This is a genomic window from Natrinema gelatinilyticum (genome assembly GCF_024266705.1).
Taxonomy (GTDB): Archaea; Halobacteriota; Halobacteria; order Halobacteriales; family Natrialbaceae; genus Natrinema; species Natrinema gelatinilyticum.
On record NZ_CP100756.1, the window covers coordinates 3,025,304 to 3,048,573 of the forward strand.

Annotated in this window: 28 protein-coding genes, 1 tRNA gene, 1 other RNA gene and 1 pseudogene; 16 read left to right on the top strand and 15 right to left on the bottom strand. The window is 59.5% G+C overall.

What is annotated here, in order from left to right; genetic code table 11:
* Nucleotides 1-20 precede the first annotated feature (20 nt).
* Nucleotides 21-215: a hypothetical protein gene (locus tag NJU76_RS14810; protein WP_254530004.1), complete on the top strand. Its 195-nt coding sequence runs from the start codon at nucleotides 21-23 to the stop codon at nucleotides 213-215.
* Between the two features lie 236 nt (nucleotides 216-451).
* A complete protein-coding gene (locus NJU76_RS14815) occupies nucleotides 452-1,570 on the top strand; it encodes an MFS transporter (RefSeq protein WP_345781954.1) in 1,119 nt (372 codons plus the stop codon).
* Nucleotides 1,571-1,756: 186 nt separating this feature from the next.
* Here the strand turns inward: NJU76_RS14815 and NJU76_RS14820 are convergent, their stop codons facing one another.
* A complete protein-coding gene (locus tag NJU76_RS14820) occupies nucleotides 1,757-2,278 on the bottom strand; it encodes a DUF8173 domain-containing protein (protein WP_254530008.1) in 522 nt (173 codons plus the stop codon).
* 162 nt (nucleotides 2,279-2,440) lie between these two features.
* On the opposite strand from NJU76_RS14820, the gene NJU76_RS14825 reads away from it, so the two are divergent.
* From NJU76_RS14825 to NJU76_RS14870, 10 genes are all read left to right on the top strand, one after another.
* Entirely contained in the window at nucleotides 2,441-2,875 is a 435-nt protein-coding gene (locus tag NJU76_RS14825; RefSeq protein WP_254530010.1) for a zinc ribbon domain-containing protein, read from the top strand.
* A gap of 59 nt (nucleotides 2,876-2,934) precedes the next feature.
* On the top strand, nucleotides 2,935-3,774 hold the full coding sequence (gene surE / locus NJU76_RS14830) for a 5'/3'-nucleotidase SurE (RefSeq protein ID WP_254530012.1): 840 nt from the start codon (nucleotides 2,935-2,937) through the stop codon (nucleotides 3,772-3,774).
* A 91-nt stretch (nucleotides 3,775-3,865) separates the two neighbouring features.
* Nucleotides 3,866-4,627: a DUF2103 domain-containing protein gene (locus NJU76_RS14835; RefSeq protein WP_254530014.1), complete on the top strand. Its 762-nt coding sequence runs from the start codon at nucleotides 3,866-3,868 to the stop codon at nucleotides 4,625-4,627.
* A 138-nt stretch (nucleotides 4,628-4,765) separates the two neighbouring features.
* Nucleotides 4,766-4,975, top strand: coding sequence for a hypothetical protein (locus tag NJU76_RS14840; protein ID WP_254530016.1), 210 nt, complete (start codon nucleotides 4,766-4,768; stop codon nucleotides 4,973-4,975).
* Between the two features lie 114 nt (nucleotides 4,976-5,089).
* Nucleotides 5,090-5,353 carry an eL43 family ribosomal protein gene (locus NJU76_RS14845; protein ID WP_254523405.1) on the top strand — a complete coding sequence of 88 codons (264 nt, stop codon included), beginning with the start codon at nucleotides 5,090-5,092 and terminating at the stop codon, nucleotides 5,351-5,353.
* 21 nt (nucleotides 5,354-5,374) lie between these two features.
* Nucleotides 5,375-5,509 carry a DNA-directed RNA polymerase subunit P gene (locus NJU76_RS14850; protein WP_092928879.1) on the top strand — a complete coding sequence of 45 codons (135 nt, stop codon included), beginning with the start codon at nucleotides 5,375-5,377 and terminating at the stop codon, nucleotides 5,507-5,509.
* 5 nt (nucleotides 5,510-5,514) lie between these two features.
* Nucleotides 5,515-5,787, top strand: coding sequence for a KEOPS complex subunit Pcc1 (locus NJU76_RS14855; protein WP_254530018.1), 273 nt, complete (start codon nucleotides 5,515-5,517; stop codon nucleotides 5,785-5,787).
* A 125-nt stretch (nucleotides 5,788-5,912) separates the two neighbouring features.
* Nucleotides 5,913-6,467, top strand: a complete 555-nt coding sequence (locus NJU76_RS14860) for a DUF2243 domain-containing protein (RefSeq protein WP_254530020.1) — start codon at nucleotides 5,913-5,915, stop codon at nucleotides 6,465-6,467.
* 137 nt (nucleotides 6,468-6,604) lie between these two features.
* The gene (locus NJU76_RS14865; protein WP_254530022.1) at nucleotides 6,605-7,003 is read left to right on the top strand and encodes a prefoldin subunit beta; all 399 of its coding nucleotides are present in this window, start codon (nucleotides 6,605-6,607) and stop codon (nucleotides 7,001-7,003) included.
* Entirely contained in the window at nucleotides 7,004-7,252 is a 249-nt protein-coding gene (locus NJU76_RS14870; protein ID WP_254530024.1) for a DUF3194 domain-containing protein, read from the top strand.
* Nucleotides 7,253-7,440: 188 nt separating this feature from the next.
* Here the strand turns inward: NJU76_RS14870 and NJU76_RS14875 are convergent, their stop codons facing one another.
* From NJU76_RS14875 to NJU76_RS14885, 3 genes are read right to left on the bottom strand one after another with little or no spacing between them, the layout of a single operon-like run.
* Nucleotides 7,441-7,734 (bottom strand): hypothetical protein, encoded by a 294-nt coding sequence (locus NJU76_RS14875; RefSeq protein WP_254530026.1) that lies wholly within the window; start codon nucleotides 7,732-7,734, stop codon nucleotides 7,441-7,443.
* 44 nt (nucleotides 7,735-7,778) lie between these two features.
* Nucleotides 7,779-10,094: an LUD domain-containing protein gene (locus NJU76_RS14880; protein ID WP_254530028.1), complete on the bottom strand. Its 2,316-nt coding sequence runs from the start codon at nucleotides 10,092-10,094 to the stop codon at nucleotides 7,779-7,781.
* 1 nt (nucleotide 10,095) lies between these two features.
* Nucleotides 10,096-10,602, bottom strand: coding sequence for an LUD domain-containing protein (locus NJU76_RS14885; protein ID WP_254530030.1), 507 nt, complete (start codon nucleotides 10,600-10,602; stop codon nucleotides 10,096-10,098).
* A 97-nt stretch (nucleotides 10,603-10,699) separates the two neighbouring features.
* Between NJU76_RS14885 and NJU76_RS14890 the strand changes: the two are divergent.
* A pseudogene (locus NJU76_RS14890) lies at nucleotides 10,700-10,898 on the top strand (hypothetical protein); the annotation flags it as partial.
* A 64-nt stretch (nucleotides 10,899-10,962) separates the two neighbouring features.
* Here NJU76_RS14890 and NJU76_RS14895 read toward each other — a convergent pair.
* From NJU76_RS14895 to NJU76_RS26585, 8 genes are all read right to left on the bottom strand, one after another.
* Complete coding sequence (locus tag NJU76_RS14895) at nucleotides 10,963-11,775, bottom strand: LolA family protein (RefSeq protein ID WP_254530032.1); 813 nt, start codon at nucleotides 11,773-11,775, stop codon at nucleotides 10,963-10,965.
* 390 nt (nucleotides 11,776-12,165) lie between these two features.
* An RNA gene (ffs, locus tag NJU76_RS14900) (signal recognition particle sRNA) lies at nucleotides 12,166-12,477 on the bottom strand.
* 103 nt (nucleotides 12,478-12,580) lie between these two features.
* Nucleotides 12,581-12,784, bottom strand: coding sequence for a hypothetical protein (locus tag NJU76_RS14905; RefSeq protein ID WP_254530034.1), 204 nt, complete (start codon nucleotides 12,782-12,784; stop codon nucleotides 12,581-12,583).
* A gap of 845 nt (nucleotides 12,785-13,629) precedes the next feature.
* On the bottom strand, nucleotides 13,630-13,974 hold the full coding sequence (locus NJU76_RS14910; RefSeq protein WP_254530036.1) for a DUF5798 family protein: 345 nt from the start codon (nucleotides 13,972-13,974) through the stop codon (nucleotides 13,630-13,632).
* Between the two features lie 370 nt (nucleotides 13,975-14,344).
* The gene (locus tag NJU76_RS14915) at nucleotides 14,345-14,755 is read right to left on the bottom strand and encodes a CoA-binding protein (RefSeq protein ID WP_254530038.1); all 411 of its coding nucleotides are present in this window, start codon (nucleotides 14,753-14,755) and stop codon (nucleotides 14,345-14,347) included.
* A 78-nt stretch (nucleotides 14,756-14,833) separates the two neighbouring features.
* Nucleotides 14,834-15,466 carry an RAD55 family ATPase gene (locus tag NJU76_RS14920; protein ID WP_254530040.1) on the bottom strand — a complete coding sequence of 211 codons (633 nt, stop codon included), beginning with the start codon at nucleotides 15,464-15,466 and terminating at the stop codon, nucleotides 14,834-14,836.
* Between the two features lie 178 nt (nucleotides 15,467-15,644).
* On the bottom strand, nucleotides 15,645-16,508 hold the full coding sequence (locus NJU76_RS14925; protein ID WP_254530042.1) for a geranylgeranylglycerol-phosphate geranylgeranyltransferase: 864 nt from the start codon (nucleotides 16,506-16,508) through the stop codon (nucleotides 15,645-15,647).
* A gap of 196 nt (nucleotides 16,509-16,704) precedes the next feature.
* Entirely contained in the window at nucleotides 16,705-16,839 is a 135-nt protein-coding gene (locus NJU76_RS26585; RefSeq protein WP_256566678.1) for a hypothetical protein, read from the bottom strand.
* Between the two features lie 154 nt (nucleotides 16,840-16,993).
* On the opposite strand from NJU76_RS26585, the gene NJU76_RS14930 reads away from it, so the two are divergent.
* Nucleotides 16,994-17,068: transfer RNA gene (locus NJU76_RS14930), tRNA-Arg, on the top strand.
* 790 nt (nucleotides 17,069-17,858) lie between these two features.
* Nucleotides 17,859-18,857 carry an IS110 family RNA-guided transposase gene (locus NJU76_RS14935; RefSeq protein WP_254530044.1) on the top strand — a complete coding sequence of 333 codons (999 nt, stop codon included), beginning with the start codon at nucleotides 17,859-17,861 and terminating at the stop codon, nucleotides 18,855-18,857.
* Between the two features lie 416 nt (nucleotides 18,858-19,273).
* Here NJU76_RS14935 and NJU76_RS14940 read toward each other — a convergent pair whose 3' ends face one another.
* Nucleotides 19,274-20,473 carry a hypothetical protein gene (locus tag NJU76_RS14940; protein WP_254530046.1) on the bottom strand — a complete coding sequence of 400 codons (1,200 nt, stop codon included), beginning with the start codon at nucleotides 20,471-20,473 and terminating at the stop codon, nucleotides 19,274-19,276.
* Between the two features lie 371 nt (nucleotides 20,474-20,844).
* Between NJU76_RS14940 and NJU76_RS14945 the strand changes: the two genes are divergently transcribed.
* On the top strand, nucleotides 20,845-21,837 hold the full coding sequence (locus tag NJU76_RS14945; RefSeq protein WP_254530048.1) for a transposase: 993 nt from the start codon (nucleotides 20,845-20,847) through the stop codon (nucleotides 21,835-21,837).
* Between the two features lie 379 nt (nucleotides 21,838-22,216).
* Here the strand turns inward: NJU76_RS14945 and NJU76_RS14950 are convergent, their stop codons facing one another.
* Nucleotides 22,217-22,375 (bottom strand): hypothetical protein, encoded by a 159-nt coding sequence (locus tag NJU76_RS14950; RefSeq protein ID WP_254530050.1) that lies wholly within the window; start codon nucleotides 22,373-22,375, stop codon nucleotides 22,217-22,219.
* Nucleotides 22,368-23,030: a hypothetical protein gene (locus NJU76_RS14955; protein WP_254530052.1), complete on the bottom strand. Its 663-nt coding sequence runs from the start codon at nucleotides 23,028-23,030 to the stop codon at nucleotides 22,368-22,370. Before NJU76_RS14955 ends, NJU76_RS14950 begins: the two co-directional genes overlap by 8 nt.
* Between the last annotated feature and the right edge of the window lie 240 nt (nucleotides 23,031-23,270).

Sequence of the window (23,270 nt, forward strand, 5' to 3'; positions counted from 1 at the left end):
CGGTCGCGGTTGCACCGGCAATGACGTACAGTAGTCCGTATGACGTCCCGGGAGAGAAGAAGCTCGAACATCAGAATCCGAGAGCCTGGTTCGCAGATGCGATACCACGAGAAGCGCTTCGTGAACCGCCTCGGGGTCACGTGGCTCGAGATGCGACGCGTCTCGTCAGCGAGCGCCTCGGTCTCGCAGACCTCGCGGAGCGTCGCTCCGCGTAGTCACGGAAATCTCCGATATCCGTACGACCCCGAGGCACTCGGCTTGCACCACCTGTAGAAAGTCGGTATTGCGATTTCACAGAATCAGAATAACAGAACATAATTGAGTACCGCGTCGCCATACTCGACAGGTGAACATTCCCGCTGTGTTTCGCTGGCAAGGGTCGACACGTGGACGTGTCATCAAATACTACCTCTACAAGTCTACCAAAGCTGTCGAGTTTTATCGACCGATTATGTACCTCTTCTTTCTCGCACAGGGGCTCACCTTCACGCAGATCGCAATTCTCGAAGCAATATACAACCTCACAACACTGTTTGGTGAGATGCCGACTGGGTACATCGGGGATCGCGTCGGTCGGCGGACTAGCCTGCTCATCGGGACGGTGCTTATTTCCGTTACACTGCTCGGAATCGGTCTCGCTGGGTCGTTTCTCACGTTGGCCGTTCTCTATGTCTGCTGGTCTATGGGGTACAATTTCAGATCGGGAAGTGAGGATGCGTGGCTCTACGACGCGCTCACGGACGATCTCTCGGAAGATGAGTTTGCACACGTTCGCGGTCGCGGTGAATCCGCATCTCTCGCTGTTGGGGCTGGTGCAGCTATCGTTGGGGGATATCTGGGACGTGTCGATCTCTCGTACCCGTGGTTCGTTGCTGCCTCCGTCACCGGACTCGGCGCGATAGTGCTACTCACACTGGACGAACCGGAGACGTACGAGAAGACGAACACGGACGAATTGAGTTTTCGACGAACCGTTACTATCGCTAAAGAAGCACTGTCTCAACGGAATCTTCGGGCATTCATCCTCTATTATTACGTCCTCTATGCTGCCGTGACGTATCTCGTATTTATCTTCCTTCAACCGATATTCCGGACCATCGTTGTCGATTTGGGCATCTCTCCTGATCGAGTCGAATCGCTCCTTGGATGGTTCTATGCGGCGTACAGTTTCGTTGGTGCGATTCTCAGCTACTACACCGGTGCAATCAAGGACTTCTTCGGCATTCGGATGTGGTTCTTCATTCTTCCGTTCATCGTCGGCGCAGCGCTCATTGGTATGTACTTCGTTCCTGTTCTCGCTCTTCCGACGTTCCTCGTTGCTCGGGGGCTAGCAGATGTCACGCGAACATTCGCAGGACAGTATGTTAACGATCGCATCGAAACACTCGGGCGGGCGACTGTGTTGAGTGCCATGGCGATGGTCAGTGGTTTGGCAGTTGTTCCGTTCCAACTTGGGAGCGGCGTTATTTCGGATTACGTATCTCCACTATTTGCATTAGCCATTGGAGGAGCAGTCCTTATCGTCGGGTCAGGTGTCATCCTCCTGTGGGAAACCCCAGTGGACGAATAACCCCTCTCACAGGCATACTCGATACGAATTGTGATTTTGCACGGTGGTAGTGTGGAACAAAATTCCGGCGCTGGTGAAATGACTAACCGGTGTAGAGTTCCCCCTCCGACCAGAATCAGCTGTGCATGAAGTCGTCGGAGTCGGGAGCGAAATCTCGCACCAGTGATCGATCCGACAATGGGCCCGCTACGCGAGGTACCGCCGAAGGACTGCGCCGAAGCCGGCGGCACCGATACAGATCGACAGAATGCCGCCGACGGCGGTCAACACGAGGAGACCGTTGAGGGCTGCAGCGACCAGCAGTGGCTTCAGCCAGCCGTCGTCGCGTCCGACCAGCCGCTGTGCAATCGCAAGATAGGCGATCGCCGCGCCGATCGACCACACGAGATATGCCAGGAGCAAAAGCGGGACCGCGACCAGGACCCCCACGATGGTGATGACCAGTACGACCATCACGACGGTCACCACAAGTAGCGAGACGATCCCGTACGTGAACGAGCCCACCGGGTCCTCGAGGACGGTCGCCATCGTTCGTTCAGTGTACCCGGGGACGACAGCCACCAGGATCGCGCCGACCACGAGCGTAGTCAGGAACGCTCCGACAGCACCGCCGAGAAGGCCGTTGGTGGGTCCGATGTCGACGTTGATGCCCGGGTCCGTCTGCCCGAGCAGCGAGACGATTGGCATCCAATGGCCGACTCCGATCATACTGGCTAGATGTTCCGTAGCGATGTAAACCGTTGCCTCGCGCGTCACACACAATTTGTCATCCGTCTTCGTCGTCGTCCGTCGTCCGTCTGCGTTCCCTCACTCGCCCGTCACTCGAAGTGGGGCTGACAGCCTTTTACTCGCACTTCCCCTACGATCACCATGCGCACCAAACGGCTACAGCGCGAGATCGACGACCTCGTCGCACAGGGCTGGCAAATCGAGGACGAAACGCCGGATCGCGTCGTGATGGTCGACCGGGAGGTCGGTTCCGTCGGCTCGCACGTTCTCGTTGCGCTGCTCACGTTCTGGTTCTCGCTCGGGATCGGCAACGTCGTCTGGGCGGCCTACAATTACGTTTCGAAATCTCGCCGTCGCGTTCTCTGGGAGGACGGCGACAGGTGCCCATCCTGCGGAATGGACGTCCCGGCGGCCGCGGACTATTGCCCATCCTGCGGCGACGCCCTCGAGGTCGACGCGGAACTGAACGGAGGGGTCGCCTGTCCCGACTGTGATGCGGTCGTCGCGGAGGGATCGCGGTACTGTCCAGCTTGCGGAGCGAAACTCGCTGATGCGATCGACGGTTCATCGACGTGAATTCCGAATTGCCAAACCGAACTGATAGGTGGGTCGCTCGCTAGACGAGGAGTACGGCAATGGAACTGGACTCAGCGCCACACATTCTCCTGACGAACGACGACGGGATCGACGCGCCCGGGATTCGCGGGCTTGCGGACGCGCTCTCAACGGTCGGCACGGTCACCGTCGTCGCGCCGGATCGAAATCGAAGCGCGGTCGGCCGATCGCTGTCCTACGGCCGGACGCAGTCGTCGACCGGGGACGACCTCTCGATCAATCTGTCCGACAGCGCGTTCACCGTGCCGGTCCCCCACACCGACCACGAACTCGGCTACGCCGTCGACGGCACCCCCTGTGATTGCACCATCGTCGGCGTCAACGCCCTCGAGCCGGCGCCCGATATCGTCGTCTCCGGCTGTAATTCGGGGGCGAATCTCGGGGCGTACGTCTTCTCCCGGTCGGGTACCGTCAGCGCTGCCATGGAAGCGGCGTTCCTCGAAACCCCGTCGATCGCGATCTCGATGGATACGCTCGGCTACGACGAGGATCTCGAGCCTGCGAACTTCGAGCGGGCAGGTGAGGTCGCTGCGGCCCTCGTAGATGGCGCACCCGGAACCGGGCTGTTCGACCGCGTCGATTACCTGAACGTCAACGTTCCCCGACCGGATTGCGAGCCAAACGGCTTTGCGGTTACGCGTCCGACGAGGGTCTACGAGATGGACGCGACCCACGAGAACGGCGGGTTCCAGTTGACCAATCGACTCTGGCAGCAGATGGCGAATCGGGACATTCCGGATCCCGAGGACACCGACCGCCACGCGGTACTCGACGAACGAGTGTCGGTCTCCCCGCTCCGGGTCCCGTACGAGGTCGTCGATACGGAACCGGTTCGGAGGATTCTCGGAGACCTTCTTTGATGCCGGCGGACCGACCCACGGAGAGATTCAGGATTCCGTCGGGACGACCGAAAAACACGTCCGTTTTACACGCCGACGTTCAATCCCGCGTATGGAGTGTCGCCACTGCGCATCGTCCCTCGAGAAACCCGGAGACTTCTGTCTGGTCTGTCGGGAAGCCAACACCGCGGCGGTCGTTCTCGAGGCGGCGCGCGATAGGGCGACCATCACGATGCTCGCAGACGAGGACGACGGCCCGGTCGACACGAGGACACCGGGCGACGTCGACGAGTCGGTACTCGGCGAAACGACCATTACCACGACCCCGGAAGAGGGCGAGAACGAACCCGTCGAACTCCGTAACTTTGCGGGATTGATCGGCGACGAAATCCAACGGAAGCGACCCGAGGAAGTCTACGCCGGTGGGACGCGGGCGGTGATCCGCGCCGTCCGCGAGGACGTCCATCACTCCTTCTATCGCGTCGACGACGACGACCCCGTCCGGGCGGTCCTCGACCGTCGCGGCGATCGCGCGCTCGACGTCGTCGAGACGCCACCGGCCGAGAAAATCGGCGGCAGTCACACGACGCTCATCGGGGGTCGATCGGGAATGCAAGCCATCCAGACTGTCGCAGGCCATCCCCACGTCAAGAAGGTGATTCCGGGCCCCATCGACGCCGGCGGGAAGGGATCGCAGTCAGGGCTGCGGGCGAAGGTCACCCGTGCCGACGACGGCGGCAACGTCCGCATGCTCATCAGGGATGGCTCGAGCGTCCAGGAAAATCGCATCGTGACGACTGCCCGCGATCGGGAGATGGGCGAGCGAATTCGTACCGATCTCAACGATGTCCTGGCGGATGCGGAATTCCAGTAGGATCGGATTTCGGGGACCGCTGTTGGTTCCGCGAACGGGAGGCTCATCGGCCGACGAGTGTACCAGGCCGATGGAGGCGTCAGGTGCTGCTGGTTGTCCCAGCATTAATGGGGCGGGTGTAATTAGATATAATTAGCTATGCTCGAGCGACCGGATGTCGTTTTGACCCTGATTCCGCTGCTCGCCGTGAGCGGCCTGGCAACGCGGATGCTGATCGTGATGACGGGTATTGGCACGAGTTTGCTCGCCGCACCACTCGCACCGGTCGGATACGGTGCTGCGCTCGCGCTCGTCTTTCTGGAACTGCTTGCGTGGCCGGCCGCCGAGCGCCTCGGCGGTTTCCTGTGATCGGACTCGGGTCCACACCCTCGATCGCTGACGCGCGGGCACGCCACTCGAGCTCCGTCCGAACCGACGTGACTCAACAGGTTTAAGAATCCGCTGGCGATAGACAGCACTACTATGGCCAAGAAAGGACAGGTCGGTAGCGCTGGCCGCTTCGGTGCTCGCTACGGCCGCGTCGCCCGCCGTCGCGTCAGCGAAATCGAAGACAACATGGAACACGCCGAAGTCGACGGCGACGACGTCACCCGCGTCGGCACCGGCATCTGGAAGAACGAAGAAACGGGCGAGGTCTTCACCGGCGGCGCATACCGCCCGGAGACTCCCGCTGGCCGCACCGTCCAGCGTTCCATCCGCGCAGCACTCGCAGAGGACGACGAATAACACCGCCCCTTCAGTCCCAGTATGAGTTACAAATGCTCTCGCTGTAAACGCGACGTCCAGCTCGACGAGTACGGCGGCGTCCGCTGTCCCTACTGCGGTCACCGCGTACTCCTGAAAGAACGCAGCCGCGACGTCAAGGAAGTCGACGCCCAGTAACGACCGTGTCTTCGCACGACGCGACCCTCGAGTTCGACTACGAGAGCGCGTCGCGTGCCACACTCGTCGCCCGGAGCGTCGACCGCGAAATCGGTGAAATCGACGACGACCGGTCACGGACCACCCTCGAGCGCGACGGGGCGCGACTCGTTATCGAAATCGACGCAGACGATATCGTCGCCCTGCGAGCGGCGTTGAACACCTGGTTTTCGCTGGTCGACGTCGCCGAACGGACCGCCGATGCGGGTTCGAGGATTCTCGAGTTCGAACTGCAGTGACAGGACGCGGCTGCTGCGGATTCCGTCGAGGGAGCAACTCCTGTCGCCCCATCATCTCGTGATGGCTGCCGGATGCCTGTACCGGCAGGCAGCGCCGTCTTCGGCGCTGCGTTCGAATCGGCCGCATGGCACGACAGAACGCAAACGAAACGTGGATCGGTCTCCGACGGGACGCGAAACCGCTCGTGCTGGCCGGACTCGCACTCGGGGTTGGGATCGGCGGCTTCTTCGACGGAATCGTCTTTCACCAACTCCTGCAGATACATCACATGTTGTCCTCGTATCCGGACTCGAGCGTCGCGACCGATCTGGAACTCAACGTGATGGCGGACGGGGTCTTTCATCTCGCGACGTACACGTTCACGATCATTGGTATCGTGTTGCTCTCCCGCGCGTGGCGATTTCACCCGGTACCGAAGTCCCGGCGGACGCTGTTCGGCGCGGTGATCATGGGCTGGGGCGTCTTCAACGTCGTCGAAGGGGTCGTCGCTCACCAGTTGCTCGGGCTACACCACGTCTGGCCCGCCGGACCCGGCCCCATCCTGCTGTGGGATCTCGTGTTTCTGTTCTGGGGAGTGCTGTTCCTGCTCGGCGGGTACCTCGTGATTCGGACAGACAGCGCTACGACACCGGCTACTCGCGACAACGCGGTTACAACGGACGGGAGCGGATCGACGTAGAGATGCCACACGGAAACGGTATCCGATCGGACCGACACCGATGGGACAGCACATCGCTCTGACCGTCGGTCCGAGTTCGCGACCCGATCCAAACGATAAAGCTGGCCTTTATCAGTCCGGAGGGCGAGGGTCGAGATATGCAAGGAAACCTGCCGCCGGAAGCACAGGAGAAAATCGAACAGTTACAGGACCTTCAAGAGACGGCTCAGGAAGTCGCCGTCCAGAAACAGGAAGCCGAATCGACCCTCACCGAAACCAAAAGCGCCCTCGAGGAACTCGAGAACGTAGACGAAGAGACCACCATGTACCGCAGCGTCGGCGAACTCCTCGTCGAGACAGGGTACGATCAGGCGGAAGAGGATCTCCAGGACAAGGTCGACACCCTCGAGATCCGTCTCGAAACGCTCGAGAAACAGGAAGGGCGCGTCCAGGATCAGTTCGAGAGCCTGCAGGACGACCTCGAAGACCTACTCAGCGGTGGCGCCGGTATGGGCGGTCCGGCCGGCCCTGGCGGTCCGGGCGCTGGCGGCGCGTAAATGCCGACCGACGAGCCGTCTGACGAGACCGTCGTCCAGACGGCAGCCGAGGCCGCGGAGGACGTAATCTTCTCGCGATACAAACAATCGGCCGTGCGTGATTACGACGTCACCGTCGTCTTCGAAGCCGGCGTGCTCGAGGTCGACGTCTATCTCAACGCGCCCGAGGATCAGGCCGACCCCGACCAGGTCGCCGACGACGCCGCACTCACGGCGAGACGGGCAGTCGACGAACTGTTCGGGGAATAAACTAAAAGCACATTTCCCGGCTTCGGTTTCCGTTTTTCTACGCGTGATAGTCTGCCAAGTCACGTACTCGTGCGTACGCGGCCGTCGACCGGCCGACTTGCTGCGACCGTCACTCAGTGGGACCCAACCGTGAAGCGACCTGCGAGTCCTGGGATATGCTGGTTCCTCACACGCGGTTGAGAGAGGTATCACCGTCGGAGTCGGCCACTCCCGACGAACGCGAACGCGAGATTCCCGGCCAGTAATAGCACGGTGCGTACCGGCTCTGGGAGCGGTACGATTCTCTCACTGAGGGATCCGACCAGGACGAGCGCGACAGCGAGGGTGGCGGGACCCGGATGTGCGGCCAGTTGCTGACCGATGACCCGGATCGACCAGTTGAGCATCTCGAGTGTCAGCGCGACGGTGGATGCGAACGGATTGTTTCCGTCCGGATTCTCCGCTCGATCGAATCCCTCGAGGCCGTCGGCACCGACCGTCACGATTTCGCCGGTGCTGGCTTGCCGACCGTCAGCGTCGACCGCCGCTACGTCGCATATCCGTCGGGCGCGAGCAACTCGATTGGGTGGGGCACCTCTCGTTCGAGGAGCGTCTCGAGTTGATCGCCACAGGAGGTCCCGGACGCGACGACCGTCGGTGCATCCTCGACCTGGGTCGCCAGGCGCTCGCCGACCTCCATACTCAGTTCGTAGTAGTCTCGCTTGTAGCCGAACGAGCCGGCCATGCCACAGCACTCGGCGTCGGAGGGTTCGGGCGCGTAGCCACAGCGCTCGAGAACCGCGACGGTTGGGGCCTCGAGGTCGAGCGTCCGCTGCTGGCAGTGGGAATGGTAGGCGACCGATTCGTCACCGTCCCCCGTCGACAGCGCCGCGGGATCGGCCCCGTTCTCGAGGAGACCGTAGACGTATTCACAGATCTCGTAACTATTCGACCGGAGGCGTTCGAACGACTCCTCGGGCAGCAGCCGCTCGTATTCCCGGTGGATGGCCGCCAGATCGGACGGTTCGATGACGACGACGTCCCCACCGGCGTCGATGTCCTCCGCCAGCGCCGCGTAGAGTCGGCTGGCCTGGCGATCCGCTGTCGCGATCATCCCCTGGGAGAGTGCCGCGCGCCCGCTCTCGGGGAGGTTCGGGACGCTGACCGGGATACCGAGAGCCTCGAGCGTCCGTACGGCAGCCCGTCCGCGATCGGTGTCGACGTAATTCGTGTAGATGTCGGGGTAGAGGACCACTTCGCGATCGATCGCGACGCCGCGAGACCCGGCTCGGTCCGCGCGTCGCTTCGAGGCGTCCGCGCCGCCCCGGCTCCGGAACCAGTCGACGAGCGACGTCCGCTCGAACGACGGGAGGTCGCGACGCCGGTCGATCCCGAGCGTCCGTTCGAGTAGCCCACGGACGGGGTCCGCGTCGGTGAGCCAGTTGGAAACGGGCGCCGTCGCGCTGGCGGCTTTCGCGACCGTGCCAATGTTGCCGAAGAATCGCTTCCCGTAGTCGATGTCGCCCTCCTCTCGGTCGGGCGTGAGGCCGTCGACGAGGAAGTCGTACGCGTCCGGTTCGCCGCTGCGATTGACCCGATCTCTGACGACGGTGTTGATCCACGGAATGTCGATCTTGACCGGACAGGCGTCGACACAGCGCGAACAGCCGGTACAGAGGTCGTTGAACTCCGCAGCCGACTCCCGGCCGTGGACGCCGGCTTCCCAGCCGGTGGCGATGCCGCCGGAATAGGTTTCGCCGCCGAAACCGTGGCCGCCGACGGCGTGGAAGTTCGTACAGGAGTTTGAACAGGCCCCGCACCGAATACAATAGAGTGTCTCCCGGAGCTGGTCATCCTCGCGCATTTCCATTCGGCCGTTGTCCAGTAACACGAGGTGGAAGTCGCGCTTTCCCGCGTGGCTGTTCGCAGCCGCCGCTTCGTCCGTCGACGTCCCTCCGCTCGTGATCGACTCCTCGGGCGCGTCGAAATTCACGGTCGGCGAGTCGCTCGGCGGCGAGAGCATCGTTACGTACTGGGAGATCGGTTGGCCGGTCGCACTCTTGGCGATGATATCGACGAACGGCTCGAGGTCCGACAGCGTCGGTATCAGTTTCTCTACGCCGGCGACCGCGACGTGGGTGTCGGGCGTGACGGCGCACTTGCGGGCGTTTCCCTCGTTCGTGATGAGCGTGATCGTTCCGGTGTCGGCGACGACGAAGTTGGCGCCCGTGATACCGACGTCTGCATCGCGGATGTGTTCCCAGAGGTGGTCGCGGGCGAACCGGGTCAACTCCTCGGCCGTCTCTAACGGCTCGTCGGGGTCGAACGTTTCGTTGAACAACTCGGCGATCTCTTCCCGGGAAATGTGCATCGCCGGACCGACGATGTGCGAAGGCGTGTCGTCGGCCACCTGCAACACCCACTCGCCGAGGTCGGTCTCCGTGACGGCTATCCCGTTCGCTTCGAGCGCGTCGTTGAGGTCAATCTCCTCGGTCGTCATCGATTTCGATTTTACGACCGACGGCGTACCGTCGTCCCCTGCGACCCCGTTCGCGTCGGTCCGGGTCTCGACGACATCGGCCACGTATGCGTTCGCGTCCGCGGCATCATCGGCGACGTAGACCGTGCCGCCGTTCGCCTCGACTGCCTCTCGGACTGTGTCGATCAGGTCGGGAAGTCGATCGACAGCGGCTTCCTTGATCGATCTGGCTTCGACTCGGAGCGCCTCGAGGTCGTCAGTGGCGCCGTAGGTCTCGTATCGGAGGGCGTTCGACGCACTCGCGTGTGCGTGTATTGTCTCACCTTCGGTCTCGAGCAGGTGTCGGATCTGATCGGCCCGATCCGATCGCGTTCGCTGGGCCATCTTATCGGTCCTCCAGGACGATCACGGTGACATCACCGGGTCCGTGGACGCCGTGGACGAGATCACCCATGTCGGCGGTCGCGCTCCGTCCCGTCGCGAAGACGACGCTATCCCGACCTGCGTCGAAGCCGTCGGCGAGACGATCGAAACCGGCACCCAGATCGGGCACCACGTCGCTTTCCGCGACGACGGCGACGTGGTGCTCCGGATAGAGCGCGATCGGTTCCGCGCCACGTGGTGTCGATTCGACCGCAACGGTGCCGTACTCGGCGATGGCGAATCCGACCGGGGTCACGCCCGTTCGAGCCCCCTCGAGTTCCGCAGCCGTCGGTTCCGTCGTGACCGATTTCGGGAGCGCGACCCCGTCGAAAGGGAGCGGTGCACCGACGGCTGGCTCCTGGGAGATCCGTTCGATCCGCTCGCTTGCGTCGGCGGCCGCAACGCGCTCGAGTCCCACCTCGAGTCCCTCGAGTGCGCGTTCGAACCGACCGACCGTGTCGACTGTCATCGGCTGTCACATCTATGCGGACGGTCATGAGACTGACGATTGGTCCGCCGATTTGCCGCCGGGGCCGGTCGCTCGTGGCGCTCCTGTACTACGAACCGAACTGCTCACCGTTTCGTACTCGGTGCTGACCGATAGCGTTCTCAAGAACCCCGTCGACGCAGACGAACTCCGAATGACGTTCGTCTTCGGAATCAACGCTTCGACGAGGAAGGGATCGACATCCCCTACCCGTCCGCACGCTCGAGGGTGGCCTCTCGCTCGAGAGCGGTAAGACACTCGTGGAACCGGCCGAATAACCGAACGGAATCGGCCGTTCGTACCCCGCCGAATTTCCGCTCAGAGCCCGGACCTCGATTCACCCTACGAGATATCCCGGACAGTGGCGTTTTCTGGCGGTTGGAACGAGAACGTCTCGTTGTCCACCCCGGTATTGAACGTGACTGATTCGAACTGCTCGGTCATGATGATTCGTTCACCGTCCGGTTCTTCGAATACTACTTTCTCTTTGAGTGGATAGGTATACTCCGTATCGATCCATAGCCGTTGTTCGACGACCCTGAGTTCTTCTTTCGGATTACTGGTCTCGAGGGCGAAGACGAATCTGGTCGCGCCAACGATAGCCGATATCTCCGTCTCGACGGTATCGTTTTTCGCTTCGAGGTCGAGAACGTGTGTTTCCCGGTTCGCGACCTGTTCGGTGCCTCGGTACTCGAGGTCGTATTTATCGAGATTTTCGTCGGCCATTTCGGCGCGGTCGGACTGGGTCTCCTCGTCGTCGAACGGTTCGTCCGGGACGAAGTACTCTGCCGTGTTCGACTCCGGATAGTAGAACCAGTTCCTCGTAGCATTCGAAACGTAGATGTTGCCGATTCTGCCGGGATCCGGCGAGTCGAGTACCGTCGTCCGCTCGTTGATGTACGGTCGTGTCTTGACGCGGGCCGTTTCGATAACCGTTTCGGACCCGTTGGTCACTTTGTTCGTCCTCGTTCCCTGCACGTCCTCGAGGTCCTCTGCGTGAACGTAAGCCCCTTCGAACACCTTCGAAAGGTTTGGGTCGGGGTCGGTTGTGCCGTCTTCGTTCTCGGCCGAGGGCGTACTACCCATCGAACAGCCACTGAGAAGAACCATCAGGGCGAGCAACCCGAGGACGGCTGTGTGTCGCCTGTTTGCCATCGATACAATTATCGGATATTACCGTTGTAAGTTTTTCTATAGCTCTCCGACGAACTGAACGTGCGACAGTCGAGTCGAACGACCCGTCGCTCGAGGACCACGGGAATTGCACACCACTGAGGGGCGAGGACGATTTCACTATTGTCTACAGGCGGAGCAGGCCGAACGGCTCGGCGTCGTTCGAAAATCGAATATTTTCGTGACTGAGCGGAGCGACGCTCCGCGGGGTCTGCGAGACCGAGAGGCTCGATGACGAGACGCGTCGCGTCTCGACCTACGCGACCCCAAGGTGGTTCTTACAAACGCCTGTCTGCCGTAATTCCCGTCTCGAGAATACGTTACGCACCTGGACTAGTGCACTCGCTTGTCGTCCCGGTGAATGAGATATGAATGCGGACGACCGCGATTGCCCGGCGTTCCGACCGGGGGAATCCCGGTTGCCTTCTCCACCCCGCGACCCGTCGAGCGACAGCTGTTCGGCGGTCCACTGCTCGCTTCCGCGCCTGATGGGCTGTCGCCGACTAACTACGATGGGTCATCCCTGCGGACGGCCACCGTAGACCGCTGTCCCCGACGGACGAGGCTTCTCTGTTAGCTCCCGGGGCCCCGGTCGGTCTGACCGGACGCCCGCGGCGTTCGGACCCCGCTAAAGACCATAGCGCGGGTTATGAGCAGGGCCTAGCTGCCCGTCCTAGTCCAACCAAGAATAGTCAGGCGGTACTTAAGGACTTTTCGTCTCTCGGATCGTCGCCGTCTCCGGGTACGCGGCCGTCGAACGGGAACCGTGATCGAGCGACCGTTCGGATCAGTCCCGTTCAGTATCATTGAGCCGGCCGTCTTGCGAGCGCCTCGCCGGAAATCGCCCGCCGATTTCGGACGGCGGGCGACGTTGTGCTTCGCTTTCCGCGCTCCCGGACACGTCTTCGACGTTCCCGGCCCCGGTCGTGAATTCGCCGGCCGACTCCGTTGAAACCACTTCGAGTACTCGCTCGAAGTCGTCGTCGAGCACGCCGACGTCCTCGTAGGGGGCCTCCGGTGGGCGTCCGTTGGTTTCGCGATCGGTCTCGAGCGTGTCGGTCGCTTCGACCGGGCTGGACGCGCGACGACGCGACCCGCCGGTCCATCGACGGCGACGAACTCGCCGCTCGAGACCTCGCGTTCGGTCATCGTTTTGCGGTCGATTGCGGCCAGACCACTCCCTGCATCCGTACGTTTGAGCGGTTTGACTCGAAGTTGCATGATCGGTACCTGTTAGTTCGGACTGATCGGAGTGGGCACCACTCGTCGCGTGCGGACGATCGACGAAAGTCAGGTCAAGACAGGGACCGACCGATCGACGCGTGGAGTCGACGCGTCGACGGAGGCTGGGTCACCCGACAATGCCGGGAAACTCTTCACCGGTAGTGGACGGAAGGCAGTGCGCGATCGTCGGACTCGCGACTGCCGCATCAGGGGCGTTACGCCTCGAGCGGGATCGGTTTCCCCCGTACGGTGGTCGACTCTGCCGTCGGTAGCCGGACCTCGAGGACGCCGTTAGTGTACTCGGCGCTGGTGTAGTCGTCCTCAACCGTCTTGGGGAACCGGAACCGACAGGTACCTCGACAGGCTGTCAGACGACGTCTGACAACGCCGTGGAAACAGGAAGCCCCTCGGAGTGAACGGCGTCGGCCGCGAGCGAGTAGGGGGTAGTTCACTGGGCGTACTAATTGCTGGCCTGAAACGGGTTCGCTCTTTCCCGCGACGCGACTGCTTCGTTCGGTGACCCGATGACCGGCGGGAGACTGCCTCGCGTGATCGGGGCCGGCTGGCTCGTACGAAAGGAGATCGTGGGCTCAAGCGGACGGATACCGTGATCTAGTTCGCAGACGAATCGCTGGCAGCCGCGTCGGCCGTCCCGTCCTCGGTTGCGGCCGCACTCCGTTCGTCACCGGCCTCGTCCGTCGCCTCGAGTTCGGCCTCGTCGATCGCCGCCTCCGCCAGGATCTCCTCGCCGTGTAGGCCCTGTTCTTCCGCGATCGCGAGCAGGAGTGCGCGCTGTTCGGTGAGCTGGTGGTCCATGCGCGTGACCGTGTCGTGCGTTTCGGCCGTCTTCTCTTCCAGGCCGGTGATTCGCTGCTGGAGTTTCTGTACCTGCTTGTACATCGCTTCGGCTCGATCCGAGAGGGTCTGGATCTTCTTGGCGGTGCTTCCGAGTCCCATATTCACACGGTTTGTCGGGGAACTAATGGGTCTTTTCCTCCCTTTCACGTTATTTCGTGCCGCACGGTACCAACCTGTGCTATACGAAAGACTTATTACGAACCGTTGGCAGGCATGAATCGTATTCGAGGTGATCAGCAACGGTGCCAGCGAGGACACCGAGTACCTGAATGCAAGGCCTCGACTTGCCGTCTCAGCTCTTCGGAGAGATCGGCAGCAACAACTACGAACTGTCCGAAGAGACGGACCGTTCGCCTCCACCACCTCGACTCCGTCGTCGATCGCGTCCTGTACACCGCGCTCGAGGACGCGCTGGCGGACCTTCTGACCGCGTTGGCACCGACGTCGCAACCCGTCGTCGACGTCCCGCTCAGGCGACGAGACGACGGTGCTGGACCTTCATGCAGTAATCCTGAACGACGGTTTTCCCGCCGGCCTCCGCCCGATCGACGGCCTCGTCGTCGCGGATGCCCAGTTGCGTCCAGATGGCCTCGATTTCGTCACGTTCGAGCGCCGTGTCGACGACGTCGCCGACCTCCTCGCTCGGTCGGAAGATACAGACGACGTCGATGGCTTCGTCGACGTCCGCGAGGGAGTCGTAGGCGGTACTACCGAAGATTTCGTCGGCGTATGGATTGACCGGAATCACGTCGTAGCCGTTCCTACGCATATACTTCGGAACGCCGTGGGCTGCCTTTCCTGGCGTACTCGAGCAGCCGACAACGGCGATCGTGTCGTGCTCGAGAACCGCCACGATCTCGTCTCCCGATTCGACTGGCATGGACCGACAAAGGAACTCCAGGAGTAAACGTTCCGGGTTGCGGCGTATCGGCACTCTGTCTACACTATCGGAGCGCAATTACGTGGAGAACCCGGCAGTCCGTATGGCAGGCTCTTCGCCATCCGCCATTTCCTCGAGTTCGAGGACGGCGTCGAACAGTTGTTTGAGCGTGTTCATCGTTTGATCGTCGTGAGCCGTCGAATCGATAACGTAGACGCCCATCGCGTCGGCGCTCTGAATTCGACCCGTGAAGACGTGGAGAAATCGGAACACGGTTTGCAGATCGGAGTACATCAGTAGCGTCGAGACGGAGTGTAAGAGGACGCGGTTCTTCGTGAGCCCACGCGTCTCGTAAAAATCCTGGAGGAACTCCGAGAGCTTGATGCCGATACCGGTCATGTCGACGGGCGATGATGCGTACTTGATCCGCGGATCGTCGTCGATCGTTCCGATACCGCGCTGTTTCGTCACACAGTCGACGACGCCGACGTTCGGTTCGACGTCGTCGTCGATGTGATCGTCGAAGCTCTCAAGGACCTTGTTGGCGCTATCTTTCGTCGTCACGACGGTCGAACCGTTCCCATCGTTTGCGCCGCTTGCGAGGATATCGAAGGCGATTCGTCGTTTACCCGTCAGTGGTGGGCCCGCGACGAGAACGTTGGTCCCCGGATCGATCTGTACGTCCGGAAGGACGTCTGGAAGGTCATACATGCCAGATACTCACATCCATCGCCTTGGCGACGACCGTTGCTGGTACCGATTACACCAGCGTTCGGCGTATTGTATGAGAATACGCGAACCGGCTTATAGTACTTTTGATTATACAACCCTCGGGTTGTTACCTTGGTCGGATTCGTCATCAGCCGATCGCCGAATTCGCACTCACGTGTCATCCGGATCCCGGTAGCGCGAGCGCCGCACGCCCGACGATAAACGCCAGCGCGGCAAGAAACATGCCGTACTTGAGACGGGACTGACCGACGGTCGGATTCTCGAAACTCTGGTAGGCGGCGGCGAGCATGATCGCGTCGGCCGGGGCAACCATCACCAGGTAGGCCACCCCAAAATCGTCAGTGAGAAACGGGACCGGGCTCGCGACCACGGCCATCACGAGGAGGACGGCGGCGATACCGAGCGCACGACGTTCACCGACGGCTATCGGAAGGGTGTTTAGCCCCTCCTCGCGGTCCCCTTCGATGTCCTCGACGTCTTTGATAATTTCGCGCGTCAGCGTGGCGACTCCCGCGAGAACGAAGAGGACGACCGCCGGACCGATCTCCCCGGCTGCACCGATCGCTGCAGCCCCGAAGAGAAACGTACTGCCGACCAGATAGGCCACGAGCGCGTTACCCAGACCGGGCAGTCCTTTGAATATCTCGGTGTAAGCCACCAGTGCGAGGAGATTGACCGACGCGATGGCAATCGCCAGTTGTGGGAGGGTCACTGCGAGACCGACAGCCCCGGCAAAGAGGACGAAACTGAACGCCAGTGCGCCGCGCGGGCTCACCGCCCCACGGGGAATCGCCCTGTCAGGCTGGTTGACCCGATCGATTTCTCGGTCGAAATAATCGTTGATCGCGTTGCCGGCCCCGACCGCGAGTCCCGTCGCACCGACTGCCGTGGCGACTGCGATCGGTGCCGCGACGACGCCGCCGGCGACGAACGCCCCGATGAACGTCAACACGCTCGCCGCGAGTACGTTCACCGGTCGCGTCAACTCGAGCAACCCGCGAACGGTCTCTCCCGCTGTCATAGCGGAGAATGGTCAGTCGGGCTGGTTAAACGGTCCGATCCGACGCCGAGATCAGGGTCACCGTCTCCTGGCTCTCGAGAGGACGGAGCATACCCGTCCGTCGTCCCCCGTCTCGGCCGCCCCGCTCAGTTCGACACCGATCGACGTCTCAGGACCACTCTCCGAGATTGCACAGCGCGTCGACCTCGATCTCGAGTCACTTGCTCACTCGGTCCTCGCCGCTTGCATCGGACGGGACGGCGGTCCAGACACGCTCGTCGTCGGTGAACAGCTCGAGCGGTGTCGCGTCGGACTCCACCTCATCGTGGGCCGGGACAGCAGGTTCCGTCATCACACACGTATCCATTGTGATGCCCTACCAAAGATCCCGGGCGGCGATTGTCAGACGCTGAGAATTGCCAATCGTCGGGCTCGTCCTGACGGCCCCGCTCGAGGTGGGCGAAAATCGAGTGACTTATACGGTCTCATCGGGAACGAAGCGGTGAGGGCGCTTAGCTCAGTCTGGACAGAGTACTTGGCTTCGGACCAAGCTGTCGTGGGTTCAAATCCTGCAGCGCCCATCCGAAATTTACTCGGCGGGAATTGACCGGACAGCAGCCGATTTCGAGGCCTGAGCGCCGTCCAGTGCCGTTTGATTTCAACACGTGACGAGTCGGTCGTCGCTCCCGTAAGGCGTTCAGGAAGATCTAATGGTTCCTATAGTTATATAACTACAAGTCGGAATCACCGGCGGACTGTCAGGCAACAACGAGTTCAGGATCGAAGCGGGTGACATACCCTGACGTCTCAGATATGTTGTTTATCAACCGACACACCCCCTTTCACGCTGCCAAGGTGGTCTCTCCCTGAAAGCGGGAGTACACTGAGACAACTGATTGGTCGTTTCGGGTTTCGGTTCGGAAGCGCGCTTGAGGATAGAGACTACGAGGAGCTACCACTATTTGAGCCTGCAGCGACCACCAAGGGGTGAGATAATTGTAGGTAGGGACGTCACTGCATAGGGTGCTCTACCCAACTGAGTATGTCTCGTGAACAATTGACTCTGTTGAGATCCTCTCGGTCAGTATAGGCGAAGGCGTTACCGGAACGGCCACCTACCTATCGGAGAGACGTCAGAAACGCCCTGCTGACTCGATGGAAATTCTGCTATCCCATAAGAGCGTGACACAAGTATGGGACGCAAGAGACCGAGCTGTATTCCGTGCCCGAGAGCACGTGCTGCTGACTGGTCCGAGTGCGTAGGAAGCCGAGTCATGGGCGTCACAGCCCGACTGCCGCTCCTGGCGGCAGTCGGGAAAGCCCGTATAGGTGAATCTCTGTTTCACGCACCGCCGTCCCGAGGTGAACCCAATGTTCATCGGAATCGACGTACACAAACGGTACTCACAAATCGCAGTATTGGACGAAAACGGTGAGATTGTCGAAGAGGTTCGCGTCGAAAACGCGAACCTCGACGACTTTGCCCAGCAGTACGCTGGGTCAAAAGCCGCGCTTGAAGCGACTAGCAATTACTACCACATCCATGATACTCTTTCAGAGTATCTGGATGTGATCGTTGCTAATCCAGGCGAACTAAAGTTAATCTCCGACTCGGACAAGAAAACTGATCGCGTCGACGCGAAACAACTCGCTCGGATGGTTAGGTTAGGCTCGATTCCTGAAAGCTATGTTCCTACCGACGAGGTTCGGCAAGCCCGCGCACTTGTGCGCGGGCGCCAGAAGCTTGTCGAGAACCGGACCGAGTACGCGAACAAGATCCATGGCTTGTTGAGTGACCACGGGATCGCTCAGGAGGTAAAACCGCTGAGTGTGGAGGGACGAGAGTTCCTCGCGGAACTCTCGCTCCCGGCACCATGGGATGCGTTGCTGGAATCGTATCTAGAGCTTATTCAGACACTCACTGAGCAGATTGAGTCGTTGGAAGCAGAGATCGAGGAGCGGGCTGGGTCTCTGAAGGAGACCCAGCTCCTGATGACGATTCCTGGTGTGAGTTACTTTACAGCGTTGACGATTTACGCGGAGTTGGGAGAGGTCGCCCGGTTTGACCGGGCCAAGGAGGTCGTAAGTTACGTCGGGTTGAACCCGATAATCCGCGAGTCTGGCGACTCGCGGTTTGAGGGAAGCATCTCGAAGCGAGGATCAGGACGAGTCCGGTGGCTGCTCGTCCAAGCGTCGTACACGGCAGTTCATACATGCGAAGACGAGTACCTCGGCCGGTTTTTCAACCGGTTAGCTCGAAAGAAGAACTCGAAAACAGCGATTGTAGCAACCGCCCGGAAACTGCTGGTTTCAATGTATCATATGCTGGACCGTGAGGAGGTGTACGATCCACCAGGGGTGAGTGCCTGAGCGCCGCCGGGGCGGCGCTCATTGGCCGGTCGGTGGCAGCGTGAGTGATAACTCTCGCAACCAAGAAGTCTCCCGCCTGATGGCTGTTACAGTAGCCATCGGTTCGCCGGTTGTCGATTCTATGCTCGAAGACTGCAGCAAGTCCTGATCGCCCGAAGAATTATCTTAGCAAACGTGGCTTGTTTAATCAGCAGAATTTCCATAGGTGAATACAGAGAATGAGTTCAGTATAACGACCTCGTTTGTTTCACGTTCAAGTCAACGAACTAGCCGCTCAGTAGATATCCGAACCTATCGAACCCACCAGAATTGGGTCGACCAGTGGAAAAATTATATTATCGAAGCTTCAATTTATTTGAGGGGCCTGAAGGACGAAGACACCGTCAGAGAACTCGTGCAACAGCACTAAACCGGTGCTAATCTTCCGTTGCCACGTTGAAGGCGAGGATAGCTACGTCTACCTGATTACCACCGTCATTCGGTCTGTCGAACGAGTACTGCCACCAGTTATTTTGCTTTTTGTCTTTCAGGCCTGCGCAGAGTGGATGCTCCTCAACAGCATCCGGGATCTTCTCTAGGATGCTGGAGAACGAATCACGGTCCACGAAAAGGATTACTGCTGCCTTTGTATCTCTCCACGTAAGATAGCGTTCGAGCAGTTGTGATATTTTCCCGCCCTCCTCGTCCGCACCCGAAAGTGTCTGCGGGCCGCCCCACATCCCGCACTCTGCGATGAAGATGTTGTCTCCATCATTACGGAGGAGAATGTCGGATTTGCCGTCCTTGTTGAACGTCTCACCAGTTGCCGAGCCTTCGAAGTTCATCTCAAGGAACGTGAGCATGACGTTCCGGTAATCCTCTTCACCGAAGTCAGAGTATGTCTCCGGTGACTTCTCGAAGCCGTGTCCAACCGCATCTACTGCCTCAATAATTTCATAATAGATGTCATCAGAGATACCCGGACCAAGTTGTTCTTTGCTGATATCGTCGATGGTGATCTCTTTCCGGCGTTGGGGTTCATCAATTTTCAGCGTCTCATCTATATCGTCTCGCCGGACAACATCTATTCCGAGGGCTTGGAACCGCTGCTGTTGTTGCTGAATCTTCTCTTTCTTTTCTTCGTGAAGACTCTTTGCTTCCTCTCGAATCTCATCGTAGAACTCATCGAGGTTATTGTTGACCTGTCGATATTGCGTTTTGACGTAATCCTTGAGTTGTTCTTGGAACTTCTGGAGTTCATTATCGGAGTAACCATCATTTCGTCTGGGAAAATACACATCTACGTAGTTTTCCTCCTCATTCACCTCAGCCCGGTATCCACTTCTTCTACTGGGTGAAGGCTTGTACTGCAGAATCTGTTTATTACCGGCGTATTGGAACCGAAGGGCTGGCTCTTCATCACCCCAGTCGTCGATCGTAACCTGGGGGTTGTCCACATCGAGGTTCAGAGGATCTAACTCATAATCTTGGACGACATAATCCACAAAGTCATCCGAGCTCGTCGCTAGAATATCATCGGAAGACAAATCCTCCACCGTCCGTCTGGCCTTCTGGTGTGGCCGTTGGGTAACGTTCGAAATCGGATCGTCATTGAAAATAAAAAATGTGTTCATCATCTGTCTCAATGCTCAGGTATTCGCCCACATATAATATTCGGTCAGTGTACTGTGCTGACGATTAACACTTCCGTAGTCAAACAGGATCTCGTGCCGGATTCGCGTTTTATATTCAGTAAGGTTTTGTGAACATCACATGTGTCTGATAGAACCCTCGCCATTTGATAAGCACCTCGTAGTGAGTGGTCACTTTCATCGTGGTTTCCCCCTCTTTGTTGGCTCCTGATCATCCCTGACTGGTTGCTACACCTAATAGACGGCCACCCAAGAGAGTTCATTACTGGAATCATCGTTATCCAGGTATTCATCGGGTTACTGGGAGGAGCGTGTCATAGAAAGCGTCACGTACGAAGCAGCAGGGTGCGGAAAGTGTGTCCAACACAATCGCAGCCCTGCAAGACGTAGCTTCGGTAGACGACTTCTTGAATGCGGCGGCTACCGAAACAGTACCGCTATTCGAGCATCTTGAGTTCGAGTTTCTGCTGGAGTACGACGTGTTCGCCCCCTCGAAGCGGGGGCGAGCACGAGTTCATCAGCCACCCGATCTCTTCCGCGGTTTTCTACACTGCTACTACAAAGATGTTTACGGCACACGTCCGGTTACACGAGAACTCAAGCACGGCCTCGTCTGGTACTACTGCGGACTCGATAAACCGCCATCCAGAGACACGGTTGATCGATTTCTCACCGACCTCGAACACGTGATTGACGATGTCTTCGAGAGACTCGTCGAGCAGGCCGCCGCCCGCGGCCTGCTCGACTCCACGTACTCTATCGATTCGACTCACGTCGAGGCGATCCAATACAACGACGCTGCGTCGTGGAACTACGATCCAACAGCCCAAGAGTACTACTACGGCTTCGGCTGTACGATCGTCTCTACTGGCGCAAAGATCCCGATAGCAGCGGAGTTCACACAGGCCAAGCAAGCGGATCAGGAGACGGCGATGCGCGTCACGCGTGACGCGCTCGCCGTCGATACACCGATCTGGATGCTTGGAGACAGCGCCTACGATATCCTCAATTGGCACGACCACCTGCTGGCCGCAGGGGTCGTACCAATTGCTCCGTACAACCCGCGAAACACTGACGACCCGAAAGATATCGAGTATAGGGTCGAAGACCGGATCGAGGAACGCAGCGAGGACGTTCAGCTGAAACAATCCATCTTGGACGAGACGTACAACAATCGGACAGGAGTCGAGCGAACCAACGACGCAGTCAAGGACTGCGGCCTCGGGCACGTCCGCGCCCGAGGCCGCGTCCACGCACGAACAGAAGTGTTCCTTGCGCTGTGCCTCCGGCTCGTCGTTGCAATCACCAACTACGAGCGAGGAAACGAACCTGGCTATGAGAAGCTATGAGATGGATTCTATGACACGCTCGGGAGTACTATCCAATCAGCGTTCCAGCGAAGCAATCCGACATCGAAATAGAAGATCCACTGGAGGGACAGACAGAAATTTCTGGCCCGTCTGGCGTGACGGTGATGGCGTATATTGATACTCAAGCCCTCCCTGGTGAATTCCGGGAAATTGGTGTCGACCCAAAAGCGCCAGCATCCTGTAGCGGTACCAAGATCGGCTTCGGGTTTCGGTTCATAAGCGTCGCAGGGGTCAGAGAATACGAGGAGCTACCACTATCTGAACTTGCAGAGAGTCCCTAGGGATGAAGACCGTGGCGGATAGGATCGTCGTTACGTTGGGTTCTCGACCTAACTGAGGTATCTCAAGGCTTATTGAACTACCAGCTTAGCTCGAAGCCGACGCCGTTGACGATGATGTCCGCGGTCTCAAGCGGTTGATCCGGTGCAACGCCGTCAACGTCGTCGTGGAACAGCATTTTCATGCCTATATCCTCGGGTTCGTGGACGTTGATCACCGCTTTAACGTCGTCAGTCATCGGTCTCACGCCGTTGGATGTCGTCAGCGTCAAAGTCGTAGGTCGCACCGGACCCACCGAACAGACCTTGCGACCCGGTCTCGATCGTGTAGTGCGTTATGTCGTCGAACTCGTCTGGACTCAACTCCCTGAGAGTTCGGACCTTCGACTCAGTCAGTCCACCACCCAGGCCATTGAATCGAACCCCACCGGAGTCTAAGCGCTCGTCGCCACTAAACAACTCGATGTTGGCATACGCGTCAGACGCCGATCCGGTGTTGTTCCTGATTTCGAGGCCCATTTCAACCGCCCACTGGGTGACATTGAACCAGTGGTCTCGGAGTTCAATGTCAGGCTTATCATCGCCACCATCGCCACCATCGTCTGACGGTTCAGGCTCAGGCTCAGGGTCGTCCGACGTATCAGCACTCGCCTCCGGGTCTTCAGAGTCAGGGACCAGCGCACCCAGCGTACTCAATCCGACGATCGCCGAACCAGCGAGCACCTTACGCCGCGTCACAAAGCCACTGTCGTCGTCAGTGGTTTCGTCATCGTCGTCATCTGAGCCACGTATCTTCCTAATCGCCTTCTTTCCGGCCCAATACCAGAAGTATAGCGTGGCGAAAATGAACGACCAGCCGAGGACTCCCACCACGAATTTGGCCGCGAAACTCATAGAAGATCACTCCCACTGTCGCCACCTTCGTCCGGCGGGTGTAGCGTCAATTCTAAGCTGTCCCAGTACATTGTAATCGGCTTTCCGCGTAGAAGTCGAATCAATCCTAGACCACTCATTTGAATGGTGTCGCCTGACGATTCAGCCCGGCCATTAGAGACCATCTTTGATGATCCAGGTTCAGTTGGGGGTCTGTCGATCGCCGGTGGGACAATCACGTCATTGCTCGTTGCAGATGAG